Annotated in this window: 24 protein-coding genes; 12 read left to right on the top strand and 12 right to left on the bottom strand. The window is 74.2% G+C overall.

What is annotated here, in order from left to right; genetic code table 11:
- Positions 1 to 312 precede the first annotated feature (312 nt).
- On the top strand, positions 313 to 1311 hold the full coding sequence (gene trpS, locus IF73_RS0111600; protein ID WP_031006362.1) for a tryptophan--tRNA ligase: 999 nt from the start codon (positions 313 to 315) through the stop codon (positions 1309 to 1311).
- Here the strand turns inward: trpS and IF73_RS0111605 are convergent.
- Positions 1278 to 2276 carry a GlxA family transcriptional regulator gene (locus IF73_RS0111605; RefSeq protein ID WP_031006363.1) on the bottom strand — a complete coding sequence of 333 codons (999 nt, stop codon included), beginning with the start codon at positions 2274 to 2276 and terminating at the stop codon, positions 1278 to 1280. The two genes, trpS and IF73_RS0111605, sit on opposite strands and share 34 nt — an antisense overlap.
- A 75-nt stretch (positions 2277 to 2351) precedes the next feature.
- Between IF73_RS0111605 and IF73_RS0111610 the strand changes: the two genes are divergently transcribed.
- Positions 2352 to 2939 (top strand): cysteine hydrolase family protein, encoded by a 588-nt coding sequence (locus IF73_RS0111610; protein ID WP_031006364.1) that lies wholly within the window; start codon positions 2352 to 2354, stop codon positions 2937 to 2939.
- A gap of 4 nt (positions 2940 to 2943) precedes the next feature.
- Here the strand turns inward: IF73_RS0111610 and proC are convergent, their stop codons facing one another.
- The 5 genes from proC to IF73_RS0111635 form a co-directional block, all read right to left on the bottom strand.
- Positions 2944 to 3753, bottom strand: coding sequence for a pyrroline-5-carboxylate reductase (gene proC, locus IF73_RS0111615; RefSeq protein WP_031006365.1), 810 nt, complete (start codon positions 3751 to 3753; stop codon positions 2944 to 2946).
- Between the two features lie 86 nt (positions 3754 to 3839).
- Positions 3840 to 4577 (bottom strand): ABC transporter permease, encoded by a 738-nt coding sequence (locus IF73_RS0111620; RefSeq protein WP_031006366.1) that lies wholly within the window; start codon positions 4575 to 4577, stop codon positions 3840 to 3842.
- Complete coding sequence (locus tag IF73_RS0111625) at positions 4574 to 5377, bottom strand: ABC transporter ATP-binding protein (RefSeq protein ID WP_031006367.1); 804 nt, start codon at positions 5375 to 5377, stop codon at positions 4574 to 4576. The genes IF73_RS0111620 and IF73_RS0111625 overlap by 4 nt, the downstream gene beginning before the upstream one ends.
- Positions 5378 to 5481: 104 nt before the next feature.
- Positions 5482 to 5988 (bottom strand): hypothetical protein, encoded by a 507-nt coding sequence (locus IF73_RS0111630; RefSeq protein WP_031006369.1) that lies wholly within the window; start codon positions 5986 to 5988, stop codon positions 5482 to 5484.
- Between the two features lie 49 nt (positions 5989 to 6037).
- Positions 6038 to 6292 (bottom strand): SH3 domain-containing protein, encoded by a 255-nt coding sequence (locus tag IF73_RS0111635; RefSeq protein ID WP_031006371.1) that lies wholly within the window; start codon positions 6290 to 6292, stop codon positions 6038 to 6040.
- A 136-nt stretch (positions 6293 to 6428) separates the two neighbouring features.
- Here IF73_RS0111635 and IF73_RS0111640 point away from each other — a divergent pair, with 136 nt between their 5' ends.
- Entirely contained in the window at positions 6429 to 8660 is a 2232-nt protein-coding gene (locus IF73_RS0111640) for a protein kinase domain-containing protein (protein WP_031006373.1), read from the top strand.
- Between the two features lie 64 nt (positions 8661 to 8724).
- On the opposite strand, the gene ilvD is transcribed toward IF73_RS0111640, so the two are convergent.
- From ilvD to IF73_RS0111660, 4 genes are all read right to left on the bottom strand, one after another.
- Complete coding sequence (ilvD, locus tag IF73_RS0111645) at positions 8725 to 10578, bottom strand: dihydroxy-acid dehydratase (RefSeq protein WP_031006375.1); 1854 nt, start codon at positions 10576 to 10578, stop codon at positions 8725 to 8727.
- Positions 10579 to 10759: 181 nt separating this feature from the next.
- Entirely contained in the window at positions 10760 to 11374 is a 615-nt protein-coding gene (locus IF73_RS0111650) for a TetR family transcriptional regulator (RefSeq protein ID WP_031006377.1), read from the bottom strand.
- The gene (locus IF73_RS0111655; protein WP_031006379.1) at positions 11371 to 12195 is read right to left on the bottom strand and encodes a sugar phosphate isomerase/epimerase family protein; all 825 of its coding nucleotides are present in this window, start codon (positions 12193 to 12195) and stop codon (positions 11371 to 11373) included. The genes IF73_RS0111650 and IF73_RS0111655 overlap by 4 nt, the downstream gene beginning before the upstream one ends.
- A gap of 210 nt (positions 12196 to 12405) precedes the next feature.
- Positions 12406 to 13350 carry a Ppx/GppA phosphatase family protein gene (locus IF73_RS0111660; RefSeq protein WP_031006381.1) on the bottom strand — a complete coding sequence of 315 codons (945 nt, stop codon included), beginning with the start codon at positions 13348 to 13350 and terminating at the stop codon, positions 12406 to 12408.
- A gap of 41 nt (positions 13351 to 13391) precedes the next feature.
- Here IF73_RS0111660 and IF73_RS0111665 point away from each other — a divergent pair, with 41 nt between their 5' ends.
- Positions 13392 to 14309, top strand: coding sequence for a hypothetical protein (locus IF73_RS0111665; protein WP_031006384.1), 918 nt, complete (start codon positions 13392 to 13394; stop codon positions 14307 to 14309).
- Positions 14310 to 14351: 42 nt separating this feature from the next.
- On the opposite strand, the gene IF73_RS0111670 is transcribed toward IF73_RS0111665, so the two are convergent.
- On the bottom strand, positions 14352 to 16184 hold the full coding sequence (locus IF73_RS0111670) for a BACON domain-containing protein (protein WP_031006386.1): 1833 nt from the start codon (positions 16182 to 16184) through the stop codon (positions 14352 to 14354).
- 304 nt (positions 16185 to 16488) lie between these two features.
- Here IF73_RS0111670 and radA point away from each other — a divergent pair, with 304 nt between their 5' ends.
- The gene (gene radA / locus IF73_RS0111675; protein ID WP_031006388.1) at positions 16489 to 17895 is read left to right on the top strand and encodes a DNA repair protein RadA; all 1407 of its coding nucleotides are present in this window, start codon (positions 16489 to 16491) and stop codon (positions 17893 to 17895) included.
- Positions 17896 to 18182: 287 nt separating this feature from the next.
- The gene (gene disA, locus IF73_RS0111680; RefSeq protein WP_030497825.1) at positions 18183 to 19307 is read left to right on the top strand and encodes a DNA integrity scanning diadenylate cyclase DisA; all 1125 of its coding nucleotides are present in this window, start codon (positions 18183 to 18185) and stop codon (positions 19305 to 19307) included.
- 108 nt (positions 19308 to 19415) lie between these two features.
- On the opposite strand, the gene IF73_RS0111685 is transcribed toward disA, so the two are convergent.
- Positions 19416 to 20306, bottom strand: a complete 891-nt coding sequence (locus tag IF73_RS0111685) for a hypothetical protein (RefSeq protein ID WP_063833421.1) — start codon at positions 20304 to 20306, stop codon at positions 19416 to 19418.
- 215 nt (positions 20307 to 20521) lie between these two features.
- Between IF73_RS0111685 and IF73_RS0111690 the strand changes: the two genes are divergently transcribed.
- The 6 genes from IF73_RS0111690 (at position 20522) to cseC (ending at position 25877) form a co-directional block, all read left to right on the top strand.
- Positions 20522 to 21199, top strand: coding sequence for a phosphatase PAP2 family protein (locus IF73_RS0111690; RefSeq protein WP_037878941.1), 678 nt, complete (start codon positions 20522 to 20524; stop codon positions 21197 to 21199).
- A gap of 33 nt (positions 21200 to 21232) precedes the next feature.
- Positions 21233 to 22171, top strand: a complete 939-nt coding sequence (locus tag IF73_RS0111695; RefSeq protein WP_031006395.1) for an A/G-specific adenine glycosylase — start codon at positions 21233 to 21235, stop codon at positions 22169 to 22171.
- 249 nt (positions 22172 to 22420) lie between these two features.
- On the top strand, positions 22421 to 23017 hold the full coding sequence (locus IF73_RS0111700) for a SigE family RNA polymerase sigma factor (RefSeq protein WP_031006397.1): 597 nt from the start codon (positions 22421 to 22423) through the stop codon (positions 23015 to 23017).
- Complete coding sequence (locus tag IF73_RS0111705; RefSeq protein ID WP_031006399.1) at positions 23005 to 23787, top strand: hypothetical protein; 783 nt, start codon at positions 23005 to 23007, stop codon at positions 23785 to 23787. Before IF73_RS0111700 ends, IF73_RS0111705 begins: the two co-directional genes overlap by 13 nt.
- Positions 23788 to 23846: 59 nt before the next feature.
- Positions 23847 to 24557, top strand: coding sequence for a two-component system response regulator CseB (cseB, locus tag IF73_RS0111710; protein WP_031006401.1), 711 nt, complete (start codon positions 23847 to 23849; stop codon positions 24555 to 24557).
- A 3-nt stretch (positions 24558 to 24560) separates the two neighbouring features.
- Positions 24561 to 25877 carry a two-component system sensor histidine kinase CseC gene (gene cseC, locus IF73_RS0111715; RefSeq protein ID WP_031006403.1) on the top strand — a complete coding sequence of 439 codons (1317 nt, stop codon included), beginning with the start codon at positions 24561 to 24563 and terminating at the stop codon, positions 25875 to 25877.
- Positions 25878 to 25934: the final 57 nt, after the last annotated feature.

The raw sequence follows: 25934 nt of genomic DNA on the forward strand, positions 1-25934 counted from the left end.
AGAACGGCACGACGAATCGCAGCCGTCAGGCTCAGTGGTTCTTGCGGAGTGGCTGTCCGGGGCCGACCGGAGTCGGTGCTCACGTCGGACAACTCGGAGAACAGTACGGACCGGTCAATCCCGTGTCAACCCCCGTCCTGGGGCGTACTCTCTCCGTATGACTACGCGTGCGCACACCACCCAGTGGTGGGCCGCCTGACGGCGGCCCGTACTGACGCATGCACACGGCCGCCGATCCGGCGGCCGTTCGCGTATCCCCCTCCGGGAGCCGGGCCGTCGGGCCGGCTCGGGACGGAGAAGGAGCGGAACGCGATGACGAGGATCTTCAGTGGGGTCAAGCCGACCGGGCATCTGACGCTGGGCAACTACCTGGGGGCCGTGCGGCGGTGGGTCGAGGTGGACCAGCACCGGGGCGAGGCGCTGTTCAGCGTGGTGGATCTGCACGCGCTGACCGTGGAGCACGATCCGGCGCGGGTGCGCAGGCTCAGTCGGCAGGCGGCGACGCTGTTGTTGGCTTCGGGGCTCGATCCGGAGGTCTGCACGCTGTTCGTGCAGAGCCATGTGGACGAGCACGCCCGGCTGTCGTACCTGCTGGAGTGCACGGCCACCGACGGCGAGCTGCGGCGGATGATCCAGTACAAGGAGAAGAGCGTCCGGGCGCGGGAGGCTGGGCAGGGCGTACGGCTCTCTCTGCTCACCTATCCCGTGCTGATGGCCGCCGACATCCTGGCCTACGGGGCCGACGAGGTGCCGGTGGGCGAGGACCAGACGCAGCACGTGGAGCTGACGCGGGACCTGGCGGTGCGGTTCAACCAGCGGTACGGGCACACCTTCACCGTGCCGAAGGCGACGCGGCCGGCGGTGGCGGCGCGGGTGATGGATCTCCAGGACCCCGGATCGAAGATGGGCAAGTCGCATGAGAACGGGGCCGGGATCGTCTATCTCCTCGACGACGCGGACACCGTGCGGCGGAAGGTCATGCGGGCCGTGACGGACAGCGGACGGGAAGTCGTCTACGACCGGGACGTCAAGCCGGGTCTCGCAAATCTGCTCGATCTGATGGCGGCGGCGACGGGTGGGAACCCGGAGGAGCTGGCCGGTGTATACGAGTCGTACGGAGCGTTGAAGAAGGACACGGCGGACGCGGTCGTCGAGCTGCTGCGGCCGGTGCGGGAGCGGCATGCCGAGCTCGCGGCGGATCCGGGGTTCGTGGACCGGGTGCTGCGGGACGGGGCCGAGCGGGCCCGGGGGGTGGCGCGGCCGCTGGTCGACCGGGCCTACCGGGCGATCGGGCTGTTGCCGGCCGTGTGACGGAAGGCGGCGCGGTAGTCGCGCGGGCTGGTGGCGAGGTGCGAGGCGAAGTGCTGGCGCATCGTGACCTCGCTGCCGAAGCCCGCGCGGCGGGCCACTTCGGGGAGGGGATGGTCGGTGAGTTCGAGGAGTTTCTGGGCGGCGGCGACGCGCTGGGCGATGAGCCAGTGGAGCGGGGTCGTGCCGGTGGTGGCCTGGAAGTGGCGGGCGAAGGAGCGGGGGGACATCCCGGCGTGGGCGGCGAGACTCGCGACGGTGTGGGGCTGGTCGAGATGGGCGAGCGCGTGGGCGCGGACGGCGGCGAGCGCGTCCTCGTCGCGGTCGGCCCTGGGGGTGGGGCGCTCGATGAACTGGGCCTGGGTGCCGGTGCGGAAGGGGGCGGTGACCATCGAGCGGGCGACGGTGGCGGCGACCTCGGCGCCGTGGGCCGTACGGACGAGGTGGAGACAGAGGTCGATGCCGGCGGCGGTGCCGGCCGAGGTCCAGATGCCGGTGTCCTCGATGTAGAGCGCCTCCGGTTCGACGCGGATGCGGGGGTGGCGGGCGGCCAGGGTGTCGGCGAGGCGCCAGTGGGTGACCGCGCGGCGGCCGTCGAGCAGGCCGGCGCGGGCGAGGACGAAGGCGCCGGCGCAGAGGGAGGCGACGGGGACGGCGTGGTCGTGGGCGCGGCGGAGGGCGTCGAGGACGGGGGTGGGGACGTCGGCGTCGGGGTCCTCGATGCCGGGGACGAGGACGAGGTCGGTGGGGGTGAGGGTGTCGAGCCAGTCGAGGGGGCGGTCGGGGGTGAGGCTCAGGCCGCCGCGGATCGGGATGGGGATGGTCGGGTCTGCGGCGGTGCGGCGGAGGTCGAAGGCGGGGACGCCGCGGGTGGTGCGGTCGGTGCCCCAGACCTCGGTGACGACGGAGACGTCGAAGGCCCGGATGCCGGGGAAGGAGAGGAGAGCGATGCGCTGGGGGGCCGCCATGGTTGGCAGTAAACCATCGATCGCTGGCTTCGGCGCCTCTGGGACGTGTCCCGGGGCGGCGGCAGGATCGTGGACATGGAGATCAAGGAGAACGCAGCGCTGATCGTCGTCGACGTCCAGAAGGGCTTCGAGTACGCGTTCTGGGGGCGTCGGGACAACCCGGAGGCGGAGACGAACATGACCGCCCTGATCGACCGGTGGCAGGAGACGGGTCGGCCGGTGGTGTTCGTGCGGCACGACTCGGTTCAGGAGGGTTCGCCGCTGGCGCCGGGGACCGCGGGGAACGCGTTCAAGGACTTCGTCGAGGAGCGGCGGGGCAGGGGCGCGGGGCCCGAGGTGCTGGTGACGAAGACGGTGAACTCCGCCTTCTACGGGGAGCCGGATCTGGACGCGTGGCTGAAGGGGGCGGGGATCGACCAGCTGGTGATCGTCGGCATCCAGACGAACATGTGCAACGAGACGACGGCCCGGATGGGCGGGAACCTCGGGTACGACGTGGTGTTCCCGCTGGACGCGATGCACACCTTCGACCTGGCGGGGCCGTTCGGCTGGACGCGGACGGCGGAGGAGCTGACCCGGGCGACGGCGGTGTCGCTGCACGGCGGGCGGTTCGCCCGGGTCGTGACCACGGAGGACGTGCTGAAGGGGACCGTGGCGGAGTAGGGGGTCAGCCGTTGCCGGAGGCGAGTTCGCGGCTGCGGTCGCGGGCGGCTTCCAGGGCGGCGATGAGGGCGGCGCGGACGCCGTGGTTCTCCAGCTCGCGGATGGCGCTGATGGTGGTGCCGGCGGGGGAGGTGACGGCCTCGCGGAGCTTCACGGGGTGTTCGCCGCTGTCGCGGAGCATGACGGCGGCGCCGATGGCGGCCTGGACGATCAGGTCGTGGGCCTGGGCGCGGGGCAGACCGAGGAGGATGCCGGCGTCGGTCATGGCCTCGACGAGGAAGTAGAAGTACGCCGGGCCGGAGCCGGAGAGGGCGGTGGCGGCGTCCTGCTGGGACTCGGGGACGCGGAGGGTCTTGCCGACGCCGCCGAAGATCTCCTCGGTGTGGGCGAGGTGCTCGGGGGTGGCGTGGCTGCCGCCGGAGATCACGGACATGCCCTCGTCGACGAGGACGGGGGTGTTGGGCATGACGCGGACGACGGGGGTGCCGGGGCTGAGGCGTTCCTCGATGAAGGAGGTGGGGATGCCGGCGGCGGCGCTGATGACCAGGCGGTCGGTGGCGACGTGCGGGCCGAGTTCGTCGAGGAGGCGGCCCATGTCCTGGGGCTTGACGGCGAGGATGAGGGTGTCGGCGCGCTTGGCGGCCTCGGCGTTGGTGACGGTCTCGACGCCGTAGCGGTCGCGGAGTTCCTCGGCGCGCTCGCTGCGGCGGGTGGTGACGAGGAGGTGCGCGGGGTGCCAGCCGGCTCGGATCATGCCGCTGAGGAGGGCTTCACCGATCTTGCCGGTGCCGAGGACTGCGACGGTCTGGGTCATGGCTCTGTTCACCTCGCCGGAGGGGGTTACGTGTCGTCATCCTCGCACCGGCGGGGCGGCCGGTGCGCGGGGTGTCCGAGGGGCGGTCAGGCGGTGCGGCGGCGGAGGGTGGCGGCGCCGAGGGCGAGGACGAGGACGGCGCAGCCCGCCACGACGAGGGCGTCGCGGACGAAGGCGGACGTCACGTCGGGGTGGCGGAGGACCTCGTTCATGCCGTCGACGGCGTACGACATGGGCAGGACGTCGGAGATCGCTTCGAGGGCGGGGGCCATCTTGTCGCGCGGGGTGAAGAGGCCGCAGAGGAGGAGCTGGGGGAAGATCACGGCCGGCATGAACTGGACGGCCTGGAACTCGGAGGCGGCGAAGGCGGAGACGAAGAGGCCGAGGGCGGTGCCGAGGAGGGCGTCGAGGAGGGCGACCAGGAGGAGGAGCCAGGGGGAGCCGACGACGTCGAGGCCGAGGAACCAGACGGCGAGGCCGGTGGCGAGGACGGACTGGAGGACGGCGACGAGGCCGAAGGCGAGGGCGTAGCCGGCGATGAGGTCGGCCTTGCCGAGGGGCATGGCGAGAAGGCGTTCCAGGGTGCCGGAGGTGCGTTCGCGCAGGGTGGCGATGGAGGTCACCAGGAACATGGTGATGAGCGGGAAGATGCCGAGGAGCGAGGCGCCGATGCTGTCGAAGGTCTGCGGGCTGCCGTCGAAGACGTAGCGGAGCAGGAAGAGCATCAGGCAGGGCACCAGCAGCATCAGCGCGATCGAGCGGGGGTCGTGGCGGAGCTGGCGGAGGACGCGGGCGGCGGTGGCGAGGGTGCGTGAGGTCGTCATGGGCGGGTCTCCTGGTGGGCGGCGCGGGCCGCGGCGGCGTCGACCAGGTGGAGGAACGCCTCTTCGACGGTGGTGGTGCCGCTCTGCCGGCGGAGGGTGTCGGGGGTGCCTTCGGCGAGGATCTCGCCCTCGCGCATGAGGAGGAGTCGGTGGCAGCGCTCGGCCTCGTCCATGACGTGGGAGGAGACGAGGAGGGTGGTGCCCCGGTCGGCGGCGAGGCGGTGGAAGAGGTCCCACAGGTCGCGGCGGAGGACGGGGTCGAGGCCGACGGTGGGTTCGTCGAGGACCAGCAGGTCGGGGGTGCCGAGGAGGGCGACGGCGAGGGAGACGCGGCTGCGCTGGCCGCCGGAGAGGCGTCCGGCGAGGGCGTCGGCGTGGTCGGTGAGGTCGACGTCGGCGAGGGCGTGGTCGACGGCGGCCCGGCGGGCGGGGCGGTGGGCGCGGCCGGGGAGGAGGACGGAGGCGAAGTAGTCGAGGTTCTGCCGGACGGTGAGGTCGTCGTAGACGGAGGGGGCCTGGGTGACGTAGCCGATGCGGGGGCGGAGGCCGGGGTGTCCCGCGGGGCTGCCGAGGACGGTGAGGGTGCCGGTGACCTTGGCCTGGGTGCCGACGATCGCGCGCATGAGGGTGGTCTTGCCGCAGCCGGAGGGGCCGAGGAGGCCCGTGACGCGGCCGGCGGGGACGGTGAAGCCGAGGCCGCGCAGGACGGTGCGGTCGCCGCGTACGGCGGTGAGGTCGCGGGCGGTGATCGCGGGGTCCGGGTCGGGGGGTTCGGGCTCCCCCACGCTGTAATTCATCATGTGATGAATAGTGGGGACGAAGAAGCCCCCGCGTCAAGGATCGCGGGGGCTTGTCCCGTGGTGGGCCGGGTCCGGGCGCGCCGGACCGTGTCTCACCGTGTCTCTCAGGAGCGCTTGGGCTTCTTGCGGGCGGCCGGGTTGCCGGTGCGGGCGCCGCGCCGCTTCTCGTGGCGGGCGCGGGCCGTCTCGTACTCGGCGCGGCGGAGCTTCTCGCCGGGGGCCTCCAGGAGACACCGGAGGGCGTAGGCGAGGAGCCCTCCGATGAAGCCGATGGCCTTGAGGCTCTTGAGCGAGTCCTCGCGGGCCTGGTCGGCGGGGCGGCGGCCGAAGCCCTCCCAGGTCTTGGCGAAGGCGATGGCCGAGCAGATCGCGAACATCAGGATGACCAGCGTGTTCACCAGACCGCCCACGTCCGCGACCTGGAGTCCCTGGTAGGCGAAGCGCAGGACGAAGGCGCCCGCGGTGGCCGCGACGAGCGCGCCGACCGCGAGGCCGGCGCGCCGCAGGCCGTAGTGGGCACTGTGGTCGACCCAGGTCGTCCCGAAGAAACGGATCTCCTCGGGCTGGGGTCCGCTCGTGCCGGTTCCGGGGGTCTGCTTGTCCTCGCTCACGAGGTCGATTATCCCCGGTGCGGCGCCGGAACGGCCGAGGCGAAGGTCCTCAGGCGCAGCGGGGCGCCACGTAGTCGTCGCTGCCGGTCTTCACGTAGGCGTCGGAGACGTACTGCCCCGGGGCGATGCTGTCCCAGATGCGGGTGGTGCCGTACGGTCCGGAGATCCACTCGCCCGGCTTCTGGCAGTGGATCGGGACGGTCACGCCCTCGGCGAGCACCCGGACCACCGGGTACTGGGTGCTCGGACCGGAGCGGACGTTGAGCCGGTAGCCCGGCGCGACCGGGTAGTACTTCACCGTCATGACTGTTCCCCCTGGCTTCACTCTGTGCGACGCGCGCAGGCTAGCAAGCTCCTCCGACATCGCGGGGACCATCGACTAGGCTCCTCGCGTCGCGCACGCGCGCGTGGCCGGACGCGGAACCACACGGGGGTGGGAGATGCCGCCGTTGAGCAGCACCGACGCGGGACGGGACGCCGAGGGTCCCGAGTACGCCGGGGAGTACCGGCTGCAGGCGGTGCTCGGCGCCGGCGGCATGGGCGTCGTCCATCTCGCCTCCTCGCCCTCCGGGCTGCGGCTCGCCGTGAAGGTGGTGCACGCGCGCTACGCGGAGGATCCCGACTTCCGGGCCCGCTTCCGGCAGGAGGTGGCCGCCGCCCGCCGGGTCAGCGGCGCCTTCACCGCACCCGTCGTGGACGCCGACCCGGACGCCGAGCGGCCCTGGATGGCCACCCTCTACGTCCCCGGCCCCACCCTCGCCGACCAGGTCCGGCAGCGCGGCCCGCTCTCCCCCGCCGAACTGCGCCGGCTGACCGCCGGGCTCGCCGAGGCGCTGCGGGACATCCACCGCGCCGGGGTGGTGCACCGGGACCTCAAGCCGAGCAACGTCCTGCTCACCGACTCCGGGCCCAAGGTCATCGACTTCGGGATCTCCCGGCCCGTCGACAGCGACCTGCACACCGAGACCGGGAAGCTGATCGGCTCGCCGCCGTTCATGGCGCCCGAGCAGTTCCAGCGGCCGCGCGAGGTCGGGCCGTCCGCCGACGTCTTCGCGCTCGGCTCGGTGCTGGTGCACGCGGCGACCGGACACGGCCCCTTCGACTCGGACAGCCCGTACATCGTGGCCTACCAGGTGGTCCACGACGAGCCGGACCTCTCCGGGGTGCCCGCCGAACTCGCGCCGCTGGTCGCGCGCTGCCTCGCGAAGGAGGCGGCCGACCGGCCGACGCCCGCCGAGATCATGGCGGCCCTGCTGCCGCCCTCGTACGCCGCCGAGGCGTTCATACCGGCCCAGCGGCGGCGCCCCGCGCTGCCCGCCGACCCGTTCGCGCCGGACGGCCGTACCGGCGGACCCGCCGGGACCGGCGCGGACGACCTCGCCCGCGGCGACACCACGACCCGGGCCGCCGCGCCCGCCCCGCCCGCACGCCGGCGGCGCTCCCGGCTCGCCCCGCGGCTCACGGTCTCCGCCGCGGTCGTGCTCGTCCTCGCCGGGGCCGGGGTGTACGCGGCGCTGCGCCCGCCGGCCCGGCCCGCGGTCGAGGGGCCCGCCCACCCCGCCGAGGTGGCGACCTCCTTCGACGGCTGGGCCACCCGGCTCCAGCAGTACGGCGGCTCCGCCGCGCCCGCCTGCGCCCACGAGGCCGGCTCCCTCTACTGCGCGGCCCGGGGCGTGACGCTCGCCCGCCTCGACCCGCGCACCGGCGAGGTCCTGTGGAAGCGGACCGGGCCGGTCGACGCGGAGATGCCGGACGCGCCCGTGCCGCTGGCCGGCGGGCCGGACCCGCTGGTCGGCGCCGCGCCGAAGGCCGGCCCCCTGCGCGCGTACGCCGTCGAGGACGGGGCGCCCGGCTGGACCGCGCGCGCGGACGTGCCCGAGACGTACCGGCCGGCCGGGCCGGTGGTGGTCCTCTCCGACGGGCGCGGGGCGCTGCGGGCGGTGGACGCGCGGACCGGTGCCCGGCGGTGGGCGCACCGCCTGGCCGGGTTCGACGCGCCGGTGCTCGGCACGTACGACGCGCCGACCGGGCTGCTCACCGTCTCGGAGACGGCGGCGGACGGGCGGAGCAGCCGGATCGCGGCCCTGCTGCCGGCGACCGGCGAGATCGTGTGGAGCCGGGTGGTGACCGGGGACGCGGCCCCGGTGGGCCGGACCGGCGACGGGACGCTGGTCCTCGCCACCCGGTACCAGGGCCACCTGGTCGACGGGCTCGTGCTGCTCGCGCCGGGCGATCCCGGCGACCCGGGCAGCGGTCCCGACGCCGGTGCGGAGCGCCGGGTCGGGATCCAGGAGCGGATGCAGCTCAGTGGCATCGCCGTGCGGGGCCGGGTGGTGTACCTGCTCTCGCTGGACGGGCGGCTGCTCGCGCTGGACACGGCGGTGGAGCAGGGCAGTCGGCTGTGGGAGCTGGAGACGGGGGCCTCCAACGTCTCCGTGCCGGTCCTCGGCCCCGACGACCGGCTCTATCTGTCCGCGGCGGACGGGCGGCTGTTCGCGGTGGACACCGCGCGCGGGGCGGTCGTCGGGCAGACCCGGCCGCGGCTGCGGAACGGGCGCCTCGGGTACGCGACGCAGGTGCCGGCCCCGCTGGTCGCCGGGGACCGGGTGTTCGGGTCGGCGCCGGACGGCTCGGTCTTCGCGGTGGACGCGCGCGTGGCCGAGTCCTGGTAGACCGCCGTACCGACTACGCGCGCGGGGAGCGGCGGGCTCTCCGGCCGCTCCCCGCGCGCGTGCGTCAGCCGAGCTTCGTCACGTCCCGGACGGCGCCCTTGTCGGCGCTGGTCGCCATCGCCGCGTACGCGCGCAGGGCGGCCGACACCTTGCGCTCGCGGTTCTTCGGCGCGTAGACGCCGCCGAGGGCCTCGCGGCGGGCGGCGAGGGTGGCGTCGTCGACGAGCAGCTCGATGCTGCGGTTCGGGATGTCGATGCGGATCCGGTCGCCGTCCTCGACGAGGGCGATGGTGCCGCCCGAGGCGGCCTCCGGGGAGGCGTGGCCGATGGAGAGGCCCGAGGTGCCGCCGGAGAAGCGGCCGTCGGTCACCAGGGCGCAGGTCTTGCCCAGGCCCCGGCCCTTGAGGAAGGAGGTCGGGTAGAGCATCTCCTGCATGCCCGGGCCGCCCTTGGGGCCCTCGTACCGGATGACGACCACGTCGCCGTGCGTGACCCGCTTGTTGAGGATCTTCTCGACGGCCTCCTCCTGCGACTCGCAGACGACGGCCGGGCCCTCGAAGGTCCAGATCGACTCGTCGACGCCGGCCGTCTTCACGACGCAGCCGTCGACGGCGATGTTGCCGCGCAGGACGGCGAGGCCGCCGTCCTTGGAGTAGGCGTGGGCCGCGTCGCGGATGCAGCCGCCGGCGGCGTCCAGGTCGAGGCTCTCCCAGCGCTCGGACTGGGAGAACGCCTCCGCGGAGCGGACGCAGCCGGGGGCCGCGTGGAACAGCTCGACGGCCTCGTCGCTGGGGGAGCCGCCGCGCACGTCCCAGGTGTCCAGCCACTCCTTCACGGAGCGGGAGTGGACCGCGTGGACGTCCTCGTTGAGCAGCCCGGCGCGGTACAGCTCGCCGAGGATGGCGGGGATGCCGCCGGCCCGGTGCACGTCCTCCATGTAGTACGTGCCGCGCGGGGCGACGTTCGGGGCGACCTTGGCCAGGCAGGGGACGCGGCGCGAGACCTCGTCCATGTCGGACAGGCCGTAGTCCAGCTCGGCCTCCTGGGCGGCGGCGAGCAGGTGCAGGATCGTGTTGGTCGAGCCGCCCATGGCGATGTCCAGCGCCATCGCGTTCTCGAAGGCCGCGCGGGTGGCGACGGAGCGGGGCAGGACGGAGGCGTCGTCCTCGTCGTAGTACCGGTGGGTGATCTCGACGACCGTGCGGGCCGCGTTCTCGTACAGCGCGCGGCGGCCGGTGTGCGTGGCGAGCATCGAGCCGTTGCCGGGGAGGGAGAGGCCGATGGCCTCGGTCAGGCAGTTCATCGAGTTGGCGGTGAACATGCCGGAACAGGAGCCGCAGGTCGGACAGGCGTTCTCCTCGATGCGGAGGATGTCCTCGTCCGAGATCTTGTCGTTCACGGCGTCGGAGATCGCGTCGACCAGGTCGAGCGTGCGGACCGTGCCGTCGACGAGGGTGGCGCGGCCGGACTCCATCGGGCCGCCGGAGACGAAGACCGTCGGGATGTTCAGGCGCAGCGCGGCCATCAGCATGCCGGGGGTGATCTTGTCGCAGTTGGAGATGCAGATCAGGGCGTCGGCGCAGTGGGCCTCGACCATGTACTCGACGCTGTCCGCGATCAGGTCCCGGGAGGGCAGGCTGTAGAGCATGCCGCCGTGGCCCATGGCGATGCCGTCGTCGACGGCGATCGTGTTGAACTCGCGGGCGATGCCGCCGGCGGCGGTGATGGCCTCGGAGACGATCCGGCCGACCGGCTGAAGGTGGGTGTGGCCGGGGACGAACTCGGTGAAGGAGTTCGCCACGGCGATGATCGGCTTCCGCCCGATGTCCGCGCCCGGTACACCGGAGGCGCGCATAAGGGCGCGGGCGCCCGCCATGTTGCGGCCGTGGGTGACTGTGCGGGACCTCAGCTCGGGCATCGTCGCTCGCTCCTCGTGATGGGTGTGCTTCTCTCGAGCGTACGCCGACGCTCCAAGATCTGGACAGGTCGTCCGGAATACGGGACAGGATTTCAGGGATCGGTCAGGGGCCGGTCAGGGCCCGCTCGGGGTCGAAGCGTCGAGAACGGTCGGGCTTCGACCGGGATCGATCAGACTTCGGTCAGGCTTCGGTCAGGTACCGCTGGAGCGTCGGGGCCACCTCGGCCACGATCCGCTCCGGGTCCGCGGAGGCCAGCGGCTCGACCCGGATCACGTACCGCAGGATCACGATCCCGATCATGTGGGAGGCCGCCAGCTCGGCCCGGAACCTGGGGTCCGGTACGGCGAGGTCGGCGGCGATCCGCTCCAGGAGCCGGCGCAGCACGAAGCTCCGCAGCACCTTGGCCGCCGCCTCGTGGGTGACCGCGGAGCGGATGATCGCCAGCAGCGGGGCCCGGGACACCGGGTTCTCCCAGACGCCGATGAAGAAGCGGGCCAGCCGCTCGCCGACCGCCTCGCGTGGGCCGTCGAGGATGGCGGGGACGACGAGCGTCGGCTCGAAGGAGACCTCGATCGCCGCCGCGAAGACCTCGTCCTTGGTCCCGAAGTAATGGTGCACCAGCGCCGGGTCGACCCCTGCGGCCTTGGCGATGCCGCGCACCGAGGTCTTGTCGTAGCCCCGCTCCGCGAACTGCGTCCGCGCCGCCTCCAGGATGCGCTCGCGCGCGCCGGGGCCACTGTCGTCGGTCGCGCCGCGCGCGGGACGGCCGCGCCGCCGGGGGGACGCCTCGCTCACGCGCGCGTGCCCCGGGTCGCCGAGGCGAGGTGGAGCCGGGTGAAGGCGAGCGCCTCGGCGAGGTCGGCCTCCCGTTCGGCGGCGGACATCGCGCGCCGGGTGTTGACCTCGATGACCACGTGCCCGTCGAAACCGGTCACGGCCAGCCGCTCCAGCAGCTCGGCGCAGGGCTGGGTGCCGCGGCCCGGCACCAGGTGCTCGTCCTTGGCGGAGCCGCGCCCGTCGGCGAGGTGGACGTGGCCGAGCCGGTCGCCCATGCGGTCGATCATCGCCAGGGTGTCGGTGCGGGCGGTCGCGGTGTGCGAGAGGTCGATCGTGAAGTGCCGGTAGTCGTCCTTGGTGACGTCCCACTCGGGGGCGTACGCGAGCATCTCGCGGTCCCTGTACCGCCACGGGTACATGTTCTCGACGGCGAAGCGGACGTCGGTCTCGTCCGCCATCCGCCAGATGCCGGTGACGAAGTCGCGGGCGTACTGGCGCTGCCAGCGGAACGGCGGGTGGACGACGACCGTCGACGCGCCGAGCTTCTCGGCGGCCGCCTGGGCGCGCTGGAGCTTGACCCAGGGATCGGTGGACCAGACGCGCTGGGTGATGAGCAGACAGGGCGCGTGGACGGCGAGGATCGGCACCTGGTGGTAGTCGGAGAGCCGGCGCAGGGCCTCGATGTCCTGGCTGACCGGGTCGGTCCACACCATGACCTCGACGCCGTCGTAACCGAGGCGCGCGGCGACCTCGAAGGCCGTCGCCGTCGACTCCGGGTAGACCGAGGCCGTCGACAGGGCGACCTTCGCATCCGGGACGCGCACCGCTGGTTCTGCCACGAGAGACAGGGTACGGGGCGCACCTGGGCGCGGGAGGGTGGTTCCGGTCACCCTCCGCACGCCGCCGGTACGGCTCCGGCACGCGTACGGTCACCCTCCGCACGCCGCCGGTATGGCTCCGGCACGCGTACGGGCGCCGCACGCGCGCGTGCGGGGCGCGGTGACTCGGCCTCGGGCGCCGTACGCGCGCGTGCGGCGCCCGGGGACCGGTCAGGCGCCGTGCGGGAGCTCGGGAAGGTGGTCGAGGCGGCGCAGGATGACGCCCTCGCGCAGGGCCCAGGGGCAGATCTCCAGCTGCTCCACGCCGAGCAGGTCCATCGCGCCCTCCGCGACCAGGGCGCCGGCGAGCAGCTGGGCGGCGCGGCCCTCGGAGACGCCGGGCAGGGCGGCGCGCTCGCCGCCGGTCATGCCGGCGAGCTTCGGCACCCACTCCTCCAGGGAGGCGCGGGTCAGCAGCCGCTCCACGTACAGCCCCTCGCTGGAGCCGGGCGCGCCGGCGATCCGGGCGAGCTGCTTGAAGGTCTTGGAGGTGGCGACCACGTGGTCGGGCTTGCCGAAGCGGCTGAACTCGCCGACCGTCCGGGCGATCTGGGCGCGGACGTGCCGGCGCAGCGCCTTCACGTCCTCCGTGGCGGGCGGGTCCCCGGGCAGCCAGCCGGCGGTGAGGCGGCCCGCGCCGAGGGGCAGGGAGACGGCGGCGTCGGGGTCCTCGTCGATGCCGTAGGCGACCTCCAGGGAGCCGCCGCCGATGTCGAGGAGGAGCAGCTTGCCGGCGGACCAGCCGAACCAGCGGCGGGCGGCGAGGAAGGTGAGCCGGGCCTCCTCCTCGCCGGTGAGGACCTGGAGGTCCACCCCGGTCTCGTCCCTGACCCGGGCGAGGACCTCGTCGGCGTTGGTGGCCTCGCGGACGGCGGAGGTCGCGAAGGGCAGGACCTCCTCGCAGCCCTTGTCCTCGGCGGCCTGGAGCGCGTCCACGACGGTCCCGATGAGCCGCTCGACGCCGCCGGGCGCGATGGCCCCGCGCGGGTCGAGGAGTTCGGCGAGCCGCAGCTCCGCCTTGTGGGAGTGGGCGGGCAGCGGGCGGGCGCCGGGGTGGGCGTCCACCACGAGCAGGTGCACAGTGTTCGAACCGACGTCGAGGACTCCGAGTCTCATGGCGGAAACGCTACTGCTCCCGCCCGCATACGCTTGGCGTTGTGCCAAAGACGAAAAAGGCGAAGCCGGGCAAAGACAGTGCCCCCGGCGGCGACGGTGCCGCACGCGGCGAGGCCGCGCACGACGTGCGGGACGTGAAGTACGCGCGCGATGTGACGGGCGCGAAGCCGCCCGTCAAGGGCGTGACGAAGCAGCGCAAGGGCGCGGAGCCGGACGAGCAGGGGCTCGACTTCCCGCGCGCGTGGGTGGAGTTCGCGGATCCCGCCGACGAGGAGCAGCTCTTCCGCTGTGACCTGACCTGGCTGACCTCGCGCTGGACCTGTGTCTTCGGCAGCGGCTGCCAGGGCATCCAGGCGGGCCGGGCGGCGGACGGCTGCTGCACGCTGGGCGCCCACTTCTCCGACGAGGACGACGAGAAGCGGGTCGCGGAGCACGTGGCGAAGCTGACGCCGGAGCTGTGGCAGTTCCACGACGTCGGCAGCGAGACGGGGTGGACGCAGGTCGACGAGGACGGCGACCGGCAGACCCGCCGCTGGAAGGGCTCCTGCATCTTCCAGAACCGGCCGGGCTTCGCGGGCGGCGCCGGCTGCTCGCTGCACATCCTGGCCCTGAAGGAGGGCCGGGAGCCGCTGGAGACGAAGCCGGACGTGTGCTGGCAGCTGCCGGTGCGCCGGACGTACGACTGGATCGACCGGCCCGACGACACGCGCGTGCTCCAGGTGTCGATCGGCGAGTACGACCGGCGGGGCTGGGGCCCGGGCGGTCACGACCTGCACTGGTGGTGCACCTCGGCGACCTCGGCGCACGGCGGCGGGGAGCCGGTCTACGTCTCGTACCGGCCGGAGCTGATCGAGATGATGGGCAAGGACGCGTACGACGTGCTGGTCGGGCTCTGCGAGGCGCGGCTCGCCTCGGCGCTGCCGATGGTGGCGCCGCACCCGGCCGACCCGAAGCCGTAGCCGAGCCGCTGCCTCCTCCTTTCAGGAGGAGGACCGCGCGGCTCAGGACGAGGGCTGGGGGGCCGGCTCGTCCGTCGTCGGCTCGGCCGTCGGGGGCGGGGTGGTCGGCTCCTCCGTCGTGGGCGGCGGGGTGGTGGGCGGCTCCGTCGTCGGCGGTTCGGTCGTCGGGGGCGGGGTGGTGGGTTCGGTGGTCGGCGGCGGAGTGGTGGGCGGCTGCGTCGTCGGCGGGGGCGTCGTCGGCTCCGTGGGCTCCGTGGGGGCGGTCGGGCCCGGGTCGACCGGCCCGCCGGTGGGCGGTGGCGCGGTCGGCGGGGTGGTGGGGTCCGTGGTGACCGGCGGGAGCGGGATCACCCGGTCGTCGATCGGGGCCGGCCCCCGGCCGCTGATCCGCAGCACCGCGCCGGTGGGGTCGACGCCGATCCGGGCGCTCCAGGGGCCGCGCGGTTCGCGGGCCCGGTCGACGCGGACGGCGACGGTGACGGTGTCGCCGGGGCCGAGGGTGCCGGACGCCTGGCTCACGTACAGCCAGGGCGCGTCCGTCCACAGCGACCAGTCGACCGGGGTGCCGCCCTCCCCGGTGAGCGTGATGAGGGTGACGTCGGCGAGGCAGCGCGCGGTGACGCCGATCCAGCCCGGCACCGGGTCTCCGGGCCGCGCGGGGGCGACCGGACCGGCGGACCGGGCCGGGGTGACGACCTCGACGGAGACGTCGGGGGAACGGCTCCCCTGGGTGGCGCGGGGGTCGGGGGTCGTACGGGCGTTGCCGGTGTTCTCGTACCGGTCGTACGGGCGCCCCTCCTCCGTCCCGTCGCCGCGCTCGCCGGCGCTGACCCGGGAGCCGTCCCGGCCGACCTCGGCACCGGCGGGGACACCCCGGTACGAGGTCCACAGGGCGAGCACCGGGGCGGCCACGACGGCGGCGACCACCGTCGTGGTGACCGCGCGGGCCCGCATCCGGTCGCGGCGGGCGACGAGGTCCTTCGGGTCGATCGGGAAACCGGTCGGGGCGAACCGGGGGGCACCGGCACGCGCGCGGGGGACGTGCAGCATCGCCATGTAGGCGGCGGCCCGGGGCGCCTCGACGAGCGGCAGGCGGTCCTGGACGGCGCGCGCCCCGCCGCCCGGCCAGGGGGCGGTGGCGCCGACCCGCTCGGCGGTGCGGCGGCAGACCGGGCAGTCGTCCACGTGCCGGACGAGTTCGGCGCGCAGCGCCGCCGAGAGGATCAGCTGCCGGTCGCCGGTGAGGAGCCGGGCGACGGTGGGGCAGCTGCCGGTGGAGACCACGGCGAGCGCGGCCCTGGTGCGCTCGACCTCGCAGGCGGCGGTGGCGAGCAGTTCGCGGGCGGCCGACGGGTCGAGGGCGAGGACGGCGGCGACCTGGCGCGGGCTCAGGCCGTGCCGGACGGCCAGTTCCAGCGCCTCGCGCTGCTCCGGGGTGGTGCCGGCGGCCTCGGGCCAGGCGAGGGCGGCCAGCTCCGCGCGGCGCCGCTCGGCGGTCTCGGCGGAGACCGGCGGCGGGGCGGGCGGGGTGACGGCGGGACGGCCGGTGTGCGCGCCCTGGCGCCGGCGGCGCTGCTCGCCGAGGCTGCGCAGACAGGCCCAGCGGGCCAGCGCGTACAGCCAGGCGGTGCGGCCCTCCTCGTCGGAGGGGCAGCGGCCGTGGTGGCGCTCGGCGGCGGCGAGGACGTCGCCGAGGACGGCGGTGGCCGTGTCGTGGTCGCAGAGGACCGAGAGGCAGTACGTGAAGAGCCCGTCGAGGGCGGCCTCGTAGCGGGCGGGGGGTCGCTGGCCGAGCGTGCGCGGTCCCTGCTGCGGGCCGCGGCGCGCCCGGTGGGCGCCCGGGGTGCGGGAGGAGTCCAGCCTGCTGCTCGTCACTGGGCGACCGTAGGCGCGTAAGGGGGCACTCTTCATACCGGATCCGCTGTTCTCAGCCTTACGGGTGAAGCCATCACTCGAAAGGGGACAGGAACGAGGTGTTCCGCTGCCGTCGCGACGGCCTGAGCGCGGATCGAGGACGAACCGCGAGCGCGGATCGGGGGCGGGATCGGGGGCAGGGGGCTGATCGGGAGCGGGGGTCGGGGTCGGATCGGGGGCGGCTGTCCACAGGTCGTGGACGGCTGTCCACAGGACGGGAGCGGGCGGCGGTCCGCTGTCGGTGGCGGCGGCTACGGTGTGGGGCATGGCTGCCCGTACGAAATCCACCAAGGACCGTCCGTCCTACCGCTGCACCGAATGCGGCTGGCAGACGGCCAAGTGGCTCGGCCGCTGCCCCGAATGCCAGGCGTGGGGCACGGTCGAGGAGTACGGCGCGCCCGCCGTCCGGACCACCGCCGCCGGCCGGGTCTCCACCGCCGCGCTCCCCATCGCCCAGGTCGACGGCCGGCAGGCGACCGCCCGCACGACCGGTGTCGACGAGCTGGACCGGGTCCTCGGCGGCGGTCTGGTGCCCGGCGCCGTCGTGCTGCTCGCGGGCGAGCCCGGCGTCGGCAAGTCCACGCTGCTGCTCGACGTGGCGGCGAAGGCGGCGAGCGACGCGCACCGCACGCTGTACGTGACGGGCGAGGAGTCCGCGAGCCAGGTCCGGCTCCGCGCGGACCGGATCAACGCGCTCAGCGACCATCTGTACCTGGCGGCCGAGACCGACCTGTCCGCGGTCCTCGGCCATCTGGACGAGGTCAAGCCCTCGCTGCTGATCCTGGACTCGGTGCAGACGGTCGCCTCGCCGGAGATCGACGGCGCCCCCGGTGGCATGGCGCAGGTCCGCGAGGTCGCGGGCGCGCTGATCCGGGCCTCCAAGGAGCGCGGGATGTCCACGCTCCTCGTCGGCCATGTGACGAAGGACGGGGCGATCGCCGGTCCCCGGCTCCTGGAGCACCTGGTCGACGTCGTCCTGCACTTCGAGGGCGACCGGCACGCGCGCCTGCGCCTGGTCCGGGGCGTGAAGAACCGGTACGGGGCGACGGACGAGGTGGGCTGCTTCGAGCTCCACGACGAGGGGATCACCGGTCTCGCCGACCCGTCCGGGCTCTTCCTGACCCGCCGGGACGTGGCCGTGCCCGGCACCTGCCTGACGGTCACCCTGGAGGGCCGTCGGCCGCTGGTCGCCGAGGTGCAGGCGCTCACCGTGGACTCCCAGATCCCGTCCCCGCGCCGGACCACCTCCGGCCTGGAGACCTCCCGGGTCTCGATGATGCTGGCGGTCCTGGAGCAGCGCGGCCGGATCAGCGCGCTGGGCAAGCGGGACATCTACAGCGCCACCGTGGGCGGGGTGAAGCTGTCCGAGCCCGCCGCCGACCTGGCCATCGCGCTCGCGCTCGCCTCCGCCGCCAGCGACACCCCGCTGCCGAAGAACCTGGTCGCGATCGGCGAGGTCGGCCTCGCGGGCGAGGTGCGGCGGGTCACCGGCGTACAGCGCCGCCTCGCCGAGGCGCACCGGCTCGGCTTCACCCACGCGCTGGTCCCCGGCGACCCGGGGAAGGTGCCGCCGGGCATGAAGGTGACGGAGGTCGCGGACATGGGGGACGCCCTGCGGGTCCTGCCGTCCAGCCGCCGCGCGGCCCGGCGGACGGAGGAGGCGGGGGGCTGACGGAGGAGGAGGCGGGGCTGACGGAGGAGGCCGAGGGGCTGACCTACGGAGCCCCCGGCGGTGCTCGGGGCGGGCGCCGTCAGGGCCGTCCGGGGCGGTGCCCGGGTACTCCGGTGGGGTCGCGGAGGGGTAGGCACGCGGCCGGGCGGGTAGGGCGGATCGCGACCGGGCCGCCCCGGCGGGTGCCCCTCCGGAGCACCCCGGACCGGCGTGCGGCCCAGGGCGGCGGGGTGGTGTCGCTAGACTTTGCCCTGGTCTCGCCCATCCGTACGAGCCGGAGGAGTGCAGTGGCAGCCAAGGACGGGGCAGCAGCTCCTGGAAAGTCCGGCGCGGGCTCCGGCAACGAAGCACTGATGCGCGCGGCGCTGAGCGCGGTCGCGCCCGGCACCGCCCTGCGCGACGGCCTGGAGCGGATCCTCCGCGGGAACACCGGTGGGCTGATCGTCCTCGGCATGGACAAGACGGTCGACTCGATGTGCACCGGCGGCTTCGTCATCGACGTCGAGTTCGCCGCGACGCGCCTGCGCGAGCTGTGCAAGCTCGACGGGGCGCTCGTCCTCGACAAGGACATCACCAAGATCCACCGGGCCGGTGTGCAGCTGGTCCCGGACGCCTCCATCCCCACCGAGGAGACCGGCACCCGCCACCGCACCGCGGACCGGGTCTCCAAGCAGTGCAACTTCCCCGTCGTCTCCGTCTCCCAGTCGATGCGGCTGATCGCGCTGTACGTGAACGGCGAGCGGCGGGTCCTGGAGGAGTCGGCCGCGATCCTCTCCCGGGCCAACCAGGCCCTGGCGACGCTGGAGCGGTACAAGCTCCGGCTCGACGAGGTGGCCGGCACGCTCTCCGCGCTGGAGATCGAGGACCTGGTGACCGTCCGGGACGTCACCGCCGTCGCGCAGCGCCTGGAGATGGTCCGCCGGATCGCCACCGAGATCGCGGAGTACGTGGTCGAGCTCGGCACCGACGGCCGGCTGCTCTCGCTCCAGCTCGACGAGCTGATCGCGGGCGTGGAGCCGGAGCGCGAGCTGGTGATCCGGGACTACGTGCCGGAGCCGACGGCGAAGCGTTCCCGCACGGTCGCGGAGGCGCTGACCGAGCTGGACGCGCTCTCCCACACCGAGCTCCTCGAACTGCCCGTCGTCGCGCGGGCCCTCGGCTACAGCGGCTCCCCCGAGACCCTGGACTCGGCGGTCTCGCCGCGCGGCTACCGGCTGCTCGCCAAGGTGCCGCGGCTGCCCGGGGCGATCATCGAGCGTCTGGTGGAGCACTTCGGCGGGCTGCAGAAGCTGCTCGCGGCGAGCGTCGACGACCTCCAGACCGTGGACGGCGTCGGCGAGGCCCGGGCCCGCAGCGTCCGCGAGGGCCTGTCGCGGCTGGCGGAGTCGTCGATCCTGGAGCGGTACGTCTGACGGCCGGCGCCCGCGCGGAGGCCGTCCGCACGGAGGCCGTCCGCACGGAGGCGGTCGGCACGGAGGCGGTCGGCGCAGATGCCGTCCGCACGCGCGGTGTGCCCCGGCTCAGTCCTTGGCGAGGGCGAACGGCGCCGCGACCGTCTTCTCGCCGGGCACGGTCGCCTCGACCAGGTAGTTGCCCGGACCGGCCGCGCCCGCGGGGGCGGTGGCGCACTGCGGGGCGCTGCGGCGCAGGTCCCACTCCACGGTGTGGGTGATCGTGGCGCCCGCGGGGACCTTCAGCAGCACCGGGTCGCCGGGGCGCGGGCAGTCGTCGGAGGCCCACAGCCGCTCGTTCCGCGGGTCGCTGATCTTCAGCACCGCGGCGCGGGGGCCGAGATCCGCCTTGCAGTCGGCGTCCGAGGTGTTCTTGACGACGAGGTGGAAGCGCGGCTTCTCGCCGGGCTCGTACGTGAGCTTGGCGCTGCGCAGCGTCAACTCCAGGGATCCCGCCGGGCAGTTCGGGAGCGGCGAGCCGGCCGGGACGCGCTGTCCGGCCCCGGCCCCCGCGCCGCCGTCGCCGCCCGCGCCGTCGGTGTCGCCGTTCTTGCCCGGCGTACCGGAACCGGCCGAACCGGAACCGTTCGAACCGGAGGCGTCGCCGTCCCCTGAGCCCGCGCCCGCGTCCGTACCGGAACCGGCGTCGGAACCGGAACCCGCGCCGTCGCCGCCGTCGCCCGCACCGGAGTCGCCCCCGTCGCCGGAGTCGCCCGACTCGTCGCGGCCGCCCGGCTGTTGGCTGATGGCCGGGCCGGTCCCGGCGGGGCCGGGAGTGATGGAAGGCGCGGGGGCCGAGCCGTTGGCGGCGTCGTTCGTCTTCTTCCCGCCGCCGTCACCGGAGGTGACGGCCCATAGCGTGAGCAGGGCGAGCAGCGCGATCAGGCACAGCGCGACCGCCCTCCGTCGCCAGTAGATGGTGGAGGGAAGCGGCCCGACCGGATTGCGCAAAGATCCCACGCCCCGAACCTTACGAGAGATCCGGCCCAACTCCCGCCCCACCCGCCGCCCTAGAGCCCAAGTTTTGCCGATGATCACATCCTCCGGAGACGGGAACTCTCCCCGCCATGGCCGGAAATCGACCCTGCCGTCGCCCCTCCCCCACTTTCGTCAGGGGTCGTATCGTTCCTTGGCCCGGGGCGCGACGGTCCGGATTCCGGTTAGCGTCATGCACCATGGACAACCTCCTCGACCTCTCCGACCGGCTCTACCTCGACATCCTCGACTTCGCGCACACCACACCGCACTGGTTCCAGTGGCTCGCCGAAGTCTGGACGGAGCTCGGACTGCTGCTGTTCGGCGCGCTGTTCCTGGCCGGGTGGTGGCGCTCGCGGAACGGATCGAGCCAGGCGATGGCCCTCGCGCTCCTCGCCCCCCTCGCCACCGCCTTCGGTTACGTGGTGAGCGAGGGCCTGAAGTCGCTGATCGACGAGGAGCGGCCGTGCCGGGCCGTCGCCGGGGCGCCCGCCGCGCTCATCGACTGCCCCGCCTACGGCGACTGGTCCTTCCCCAGCAACCACTCCGCCATCGCCGGGGCCGCCGCCGTCGCGCTCGCCCTCTCCTGGCGCGGCATCGTCTGGCTGACCGTGCCCATGGCGATCCTCATGGCCTTCTCCCGCGTCTTCGTCGGCGTCCACTACCCGCACGACGTCACCGCCGGCCTGCTCCTCGGCGGCCTGGTCGCCTTCCTCGTCATGCGGGCCGCGCGCCGGCCCATGGCGGCACTGGTGGAGACGGCCCGGTCGAGCCGGAGCGCGGCGGTCGTGTGGTGCGCGGGGCGGGGGCCCGCGACCCCGGCGCACGCCTCCGCGCGCCCCGAGCGCCGTTCGCGGGCGCGCCACGGCGCGTACTGATCGCTCCCCGGACGTGCCAGGATCGGGGGTGCCATGACTTCCATCGATGCCCCCGCCTCCCTGTCCGTCCCCGCCGGGGCGGCCCCGCCCGCCGTCGCCCCGGCCGAACTGCACGGGCCGGTCCTCGCCTGGTTCGACCGGCACGCCCGTGACCTGCCCTGGCGCCACCCCGAGGCCGGTGCCTGGGGCGTCATGGTCAGCGAGTTCATGCTCCAGCAGACCCCCGTCGTCCGGGTGCTCCCGGTGTACGAGCAGTGGCTGGCGCGCTGGCCCCGCCCGGCCGACCTGGCCGCCGAGCCGCCCGGCGAGGCCGTCCGCGCCTGGGGCCGGCTCGGCTACCCGCGCCGGGCCCTGCGGCTGCACGCGGCGGCCGTGGCGATAAGGGACCGGCACCGCGGCGACGTGCCGAGCGACCACGCGCAGCTCCTGGCCCTCCCCGGCATCGGCGAGTACACCGCCGCGGCCGTCGCCTCCTTCGCGTACGGGCAGCGGCACGCCGTCCTCGACACCAACGTGCGCCGCGTCTTCGCCCGCGCGGCGAGCGGCGTCCAGTACCCGCCGAACGCCACCACCGCCGCCGAGCGGCGCCTCGCCCGCGCGCTCCTCCCCGACGACGACGGCACCGCCGCCCGCTGGGCCGCCGCCTCGATGGAGCTGGGCGCGCTGGTCTGCACGGCGAAGAACGAGGACTGCGGGCGCTGCCCCATCGCCGACCGCTGCGCCTGGCTGCTCTCCGGCAAGCCCGCCCACGACGGCCCGCCCCGGCGCGGCCAGACCTACGCCGGCACCGACCGCCAGGTCCGCGGCCGGCTCCTCGCCGTCCTCCGCGACGCCCCCGGCCCGGTCCCCCAGTCCGCCCTCGACGCCGTCTGGGACGAGCCGGTCCAGCGCGGCCGCGCCCTGGACGGCCTGGTCGCGGACGGTCTGGTGGAGCCGCTGGACGGCGGACGGTACCGGCTGCCGCTGACCTGAGGCGAGGGGAATCGGATCCAACCTCCGAGATCTCGGATCCAGGGCCTTGGATCCGAGAGCCGAAATCCTGGATCCGGGATCCGGGATCCACCCTCCGAGATCTTGGATCCAAGATCCTGGCTGTTACACAACCGATGGGTAGCCGTGCGTCCACCGACGGCTGCCCCGCACACCCCCGTGACAACCGCTCCGTAGCGTCGTCGTCGACACGGAGAACAAGCAGGTCACGGGGATGTGGAGGCGGCTGGGATGAGCCAGGGCGAGGTGCTCGACTTCGAGGAGTACGTCCGCACGCGGCAGGACGCGTTGCTGCGCAGCGCCCGCCGGCTCGTCCCGGACCCGGTCGACGCGCAGGACCTCCTGCAGACCGCGCTGGTCCGTACGTACGGCCGGTGGGACGGGATCGCGGACAAGTCGCTGGCGGACGCGTACCTGCGACGGGTCATGATCAACACGCGGACGGAATGGTGGCGGGCGCGCCGGCTGGAGGAGGTGCCCACCGAGCAGCTTCCGGACGCGCGCGTGGAGGACCCGACCGAGCAGCACGCCGACCGGGCCCTGCTGATGGACATCCTGAGGGTGCTGGCGCCCAAGCAGCGCAGCGTCGTGGTGCTGCGGCACTGGGAGCAGATGAGCACGGAGGAGACCGCGGCGGCCCTGGGCATGTCGACGGGTACCGTGAAGTCGACGCTTCACCGCGCGCTCGCCCGGCTCCGCCAGGAGCTGGAGAGCCGGGACCTGAACGCCCTCGCCCTGGGGCGGCCCGTGGAGCGGACCGGAGGACAGCGGTCGGCTGCGGCGGCCGTGCGAGGTGACGAGGGAGGGCGCGAGCGGTGCGCGGCCTAGACGACGGCGCCGGCGAAGTCGGCGACGGCAGAACCGGCGGAGACGCCGGGGCGGGAGCCGGGTCCCGGGGCGGTTCGCCCCTGGGGGCCGGTACGAAGGCGGCGGGTGTCACGGCGATGGCCGGACTCGCCGCCCTCGGCCTGTTCGTGGCCGCGTGCTCGACCGGCGGCACGGGTTCGCGCGACGAGGGCGCGGCGCGCGCCGACGCGACGGCCGCCGCCGCCCCCACCCCGCCCGCCGCGGACTCGGGCTCGGCGAAGGCGGCCGAGCGGGTGGACCCGATCGCGCTGCTCAAGGGCGACCCGAAGATCGGCGCGCGGGTGAAGGACGACCTGAAGCCGTGCGTGGCCGACGCGTACCCGGTGGACACCTCGTACGGCAACCTCACGAACGGCACCGCGCCCGACGTCGTCGTCAACGTCATGACCTGCGGGGACGCGGTCGGGATCGGCACCTACGTCTACCGCAAGCAGCCCGGCGGGAGCGCCGCCCGGGACTCGGCCACGGCCGACGGCTACGAGAACGTCTTCATGGCCGAGGACGCGGCGGTCTACGGCACCATCGACCGCGGCGACCTGATCGTGACGAAGCAGGTGTACGCGGAGGACGACCCGGTCGCGTACCCGTCGGGCGAGGACGTCATCACGTACCGCTGGTCGGGGAACAGGTTCACCCAGCACGACTGGGTGCACAACGACTACAGCCGGGCCGTGGGCGAGGGCGACGGCGCCACCGAGCAGCCGGCGCCGGAACCGTCCGCCGCCGGCTGAGCCCCCGTCCCGCCGGCCGAGCCCCCATCCCCCCCACCCACACCGAAGGACCCCGCACGATGGCCGAGACCCATGTCCTGTTCGTCGAGGACGACGACGTCATCCGTGAGGCCACCCAGCTCGCCCTGGAGCGGGACGGCTTCCGCGTCACCGCCATGCCCGACGGGCTCTCCGGGCTCGACGCCTTCCGCGCCCACCGCCCGGACATCGCGCTGCTCGACGTGATGCTGCCCGGCATGGACGGGGTCAGCCTGTGCCGCCGCATCCGCGACGAGTCGACCGTGCCGGTGATCATGCTGTCGGCGCGCGCCGACTCGATCGACGTCGTCCTCGGCCTGGAGGCCGGGGCGGACGACTACGTGACCAAGCCCTTCGACGGCTCCGTGCTGATGGCCCGCATCCGGGCCGTGCTGCGCCGCTTCGGCCACGCGGCGGGCAACGGGACGGGCGACGGGACGGCGGAGCACGCCGGCGACGGCGGGCCGCTCGTCTTCGGCGACGGCGACCTGGAGGTCGACACCGAGGGCATGGAGGTGCGGCGGGGCGGCGAGCCGGTGGCGCTGACGCCGACCGAGATGCGGCTGCTGCTCGAGTTCTCGTCCGCGCCGAACACCGTGCTCTCCCGCGACAAGCTCTTGGAGCGCGTCTGGGACTACGGCTGGGGCGGCGACACCCGGGTCGTCGACGTCCACGTGCAGCGGCTGCGGGCCAAGATCGGCCAGGACCGGATCGAGACGGTCCGCGGCTTCGGCTACAAGCTCAGGGGCTGATCGGTGAGAGCGCTCCCGCTCCGCACCGGCGTCCGCTGGAAGATCGCCCTGGCCATCGCGGCGGTCGGCGCGCTGATCGCGGTCACCCTCAGCGTCGTCGTGCACAACGCCGCCCGCATCTCGATGCTGGACAACGCGCGCGAGGTGCAGATGGAACGGCTGCTCTTCGCCCAGCGCCTGTACGAGACCTCCAAGCCGAAGGAGCCGCGCTTCGGCGCCAAGCTCAACGACCCGGCGCTGCCGGACCAGCTCGACCAGCTGATGCGCGACCAGCGGCGGGGCACGTACGTCCAGGAGCACCGGCACGGCGGGCCGCCGGACGTCTGGGCGGCGGTGCCGCTGGCCAACGGCGACGTGCTGTCGCTGCACATCCCCTTCGCCGACCGCAGCGCCACGATCATGAAGGACCTCGACCGGGCGCTGGTCATCGGCTCGGTCTCGGTGGTGTTCGGCGGCTGCGCGCTCGGCATCCTGGTCGGCGGGCAGCTCTCCCGGCGGCTGCGGAAGGCCGCGGCGGCGGCCGGGCGGGTCGCCCAGGGCAACGGCGACGTCCGGGTGCGGGACGCCGTCGGCGGAGTCGTACGGGACGAGACCGACGACCTCGCGTGGGCCATCGACTCGCTCACCGACGCCCTCAACGAGCGGATCGAGGCCGAGCGGCGGGTCACCGCGGACATCGCGCACGAGCTGCGCACCCCGGTGACCGGGCTGCTGACGGCGGCCGAGCTGCTGCCCCCGGGGCGTCCGACCGAGCTGGTACGGGACCGGGCGCAGGCGATGCGGACGCTGGTCGAGGACGTCCTGGAGGTGGCCCGGCTCGACGGGGCCTCGGAGCGGGCGGAGCTCCAGGAGATCGCGCTCGGCGAGTTCGTGGAGCGCCGGGTGCGGTCGATGTTCCCGGACGCGGAGATCCGGGTGGTGCACGAGTCCTGGGTGTCGACGGACCCGCGCCGGCTGGAGCGGATCCTCGGCAATCTGCTGGCCAACGCGGCCAAGCACGGCAAGGGCCCGGTGGAGGTCACCGTAGAGGGCCGGGTGGTCCGCGTACGGGACCACGGCCCCGGCTTCCCCGAGGCGCTGCTCCGCGAGGGCCCGAGCCGCTTCCGTACCGGCACGAGCGACCGGGCGGGGCAGGGCCACGGCCTGGGCCTGACCATCGCAGCCGGTCAGGCGCGGGTCCTCGGCGCCCGGCTGACCTTCCGGAACGTGGCCTTCGAGGCGGCGCCGGAGGGGGTCGGCGGGGCCGTGGCGGTGCTGTGGCTGCCGGACCACGCGCCGACGAACACGGGCAGCTTCCCGATCCTGCGGCTCCCGGAGTAGCGGGCCGGTACGCGCGCGTGGGGCCGGGTTTCCGAAGAGACCCGGCCCCACGCGCGT

The sequence above is a fragment of the Streptomyces sp. NRRL F-5727 genome, from assembly GCF_000719555.1.
Classification (GTDB): Bacteria; Actinomycetota; Actinomycetes; order Streptomycetales; family Streptomycetaceae; genus Streptomyces.

Bases quoted from the DNA above. Each gene is read 5' to 3' on its own strand.
- trpS (WP_031006362.1), top strand. From the start codon at position 313: ATGACGAGGATCTTCAGTGGGGTCAAGCCGACCGGGCATCTGACGCTG.
- IF73_RS0111605 (WP_031006363.1), bottom strand. From the start codon at position 2,276: ATGGCGGCCCCCCAGCGCATCGCTCTCCTCTCCTTCCCCGGCATCCGG.
- IF73_RS0111610 (WP_031006364.1), top strand. From the start codon at position 2,352: ATGGAGATCAAGGAGAACGCAGCGCTGATCGTCGTCGACGTCCAGAAG.
- proC (WP_031006365.1), bottom strand. From the start codon at position 3,753: ATGACCCAGACCGTCGCAGTCCTCGGCACCGGCAAGATCGGTGAAGCC.
- IF73_RS0111620 (WP_031006366.1), bottom strand. From the start codon at position 4,577: ATGACGACCTCACGCACCCTCGCCACCGCCGCCCGCGTCCTCCGCCAG.
- IF73_RS0111625 (WP_031006367.1), bottom strand. From the start codon at position 5,377: ATGATGAATTACAGCGTGGGGGAGCCCGAACCCCCCGACCCGGACCCC.
- IF73_RS0111635 (WP_031006371.1), bottom strand. From the start codon at position 6,292: ATGACGGTGAAGTACTACCCGGTCGCGCCGGGCTACCGGCTCAACGTC.
- IF73_RS0111640 (WP_031006373.1), top strand. From the start codon at position 6,429: ATGCCGCCGTTGAGCAGCACCGACGCGGGACGGGACGCCGAGGGTCCC.
- ilvD (WP_031006375.1), bottom strand. From the start codon at position 10,578: ATGCCCGAGCTGAGGTCCCGCACAGTCACCCACGGCCGCAACATGGCG.
- IF73_RS0111660 (WP_031006381.1), bottom strand. From the start codon at position 13,350: ATGAGACTCGGAGTCCTCGACGTCGGTTCGAACACTGTGCACCTGCTC.
- radA (WP_031006388.1), top strand. From the start codon at position 16,489: ATGGCTGCCCGTACGAAATCCACCAAGGACCGTCCGTCCTACCGCTGC.
- IF73_RS0111690 (WP_037878941.1), top strand. From the start codon at position 20,522: ATGGACAACCTCCTCGACCTCTCCGACCGGCTCTACCTCGACATCCTC.
- IF73_RS0111695 (WP_031006395.1), top strand. From the start codon at position 21,233: ATGACTTCCATCGATGCCCCCGCCTCCCTGTCCGTCCCCGCCGGGGCG.
- IF73_RS0111700 (WP_031006397.1), top strand. From the start codon at position 22,421: ATGAGCCAGGGCGAGGTGCTCGACTTCGAGGAGTACGTCCGCACGCGG.
- cseB (WP_031006401.1), top strand. From the start codon at position 23,847: ATGGCCGAGACCCATGTCCTGTTCGTCGAGGACGACGACGTCATCCGT.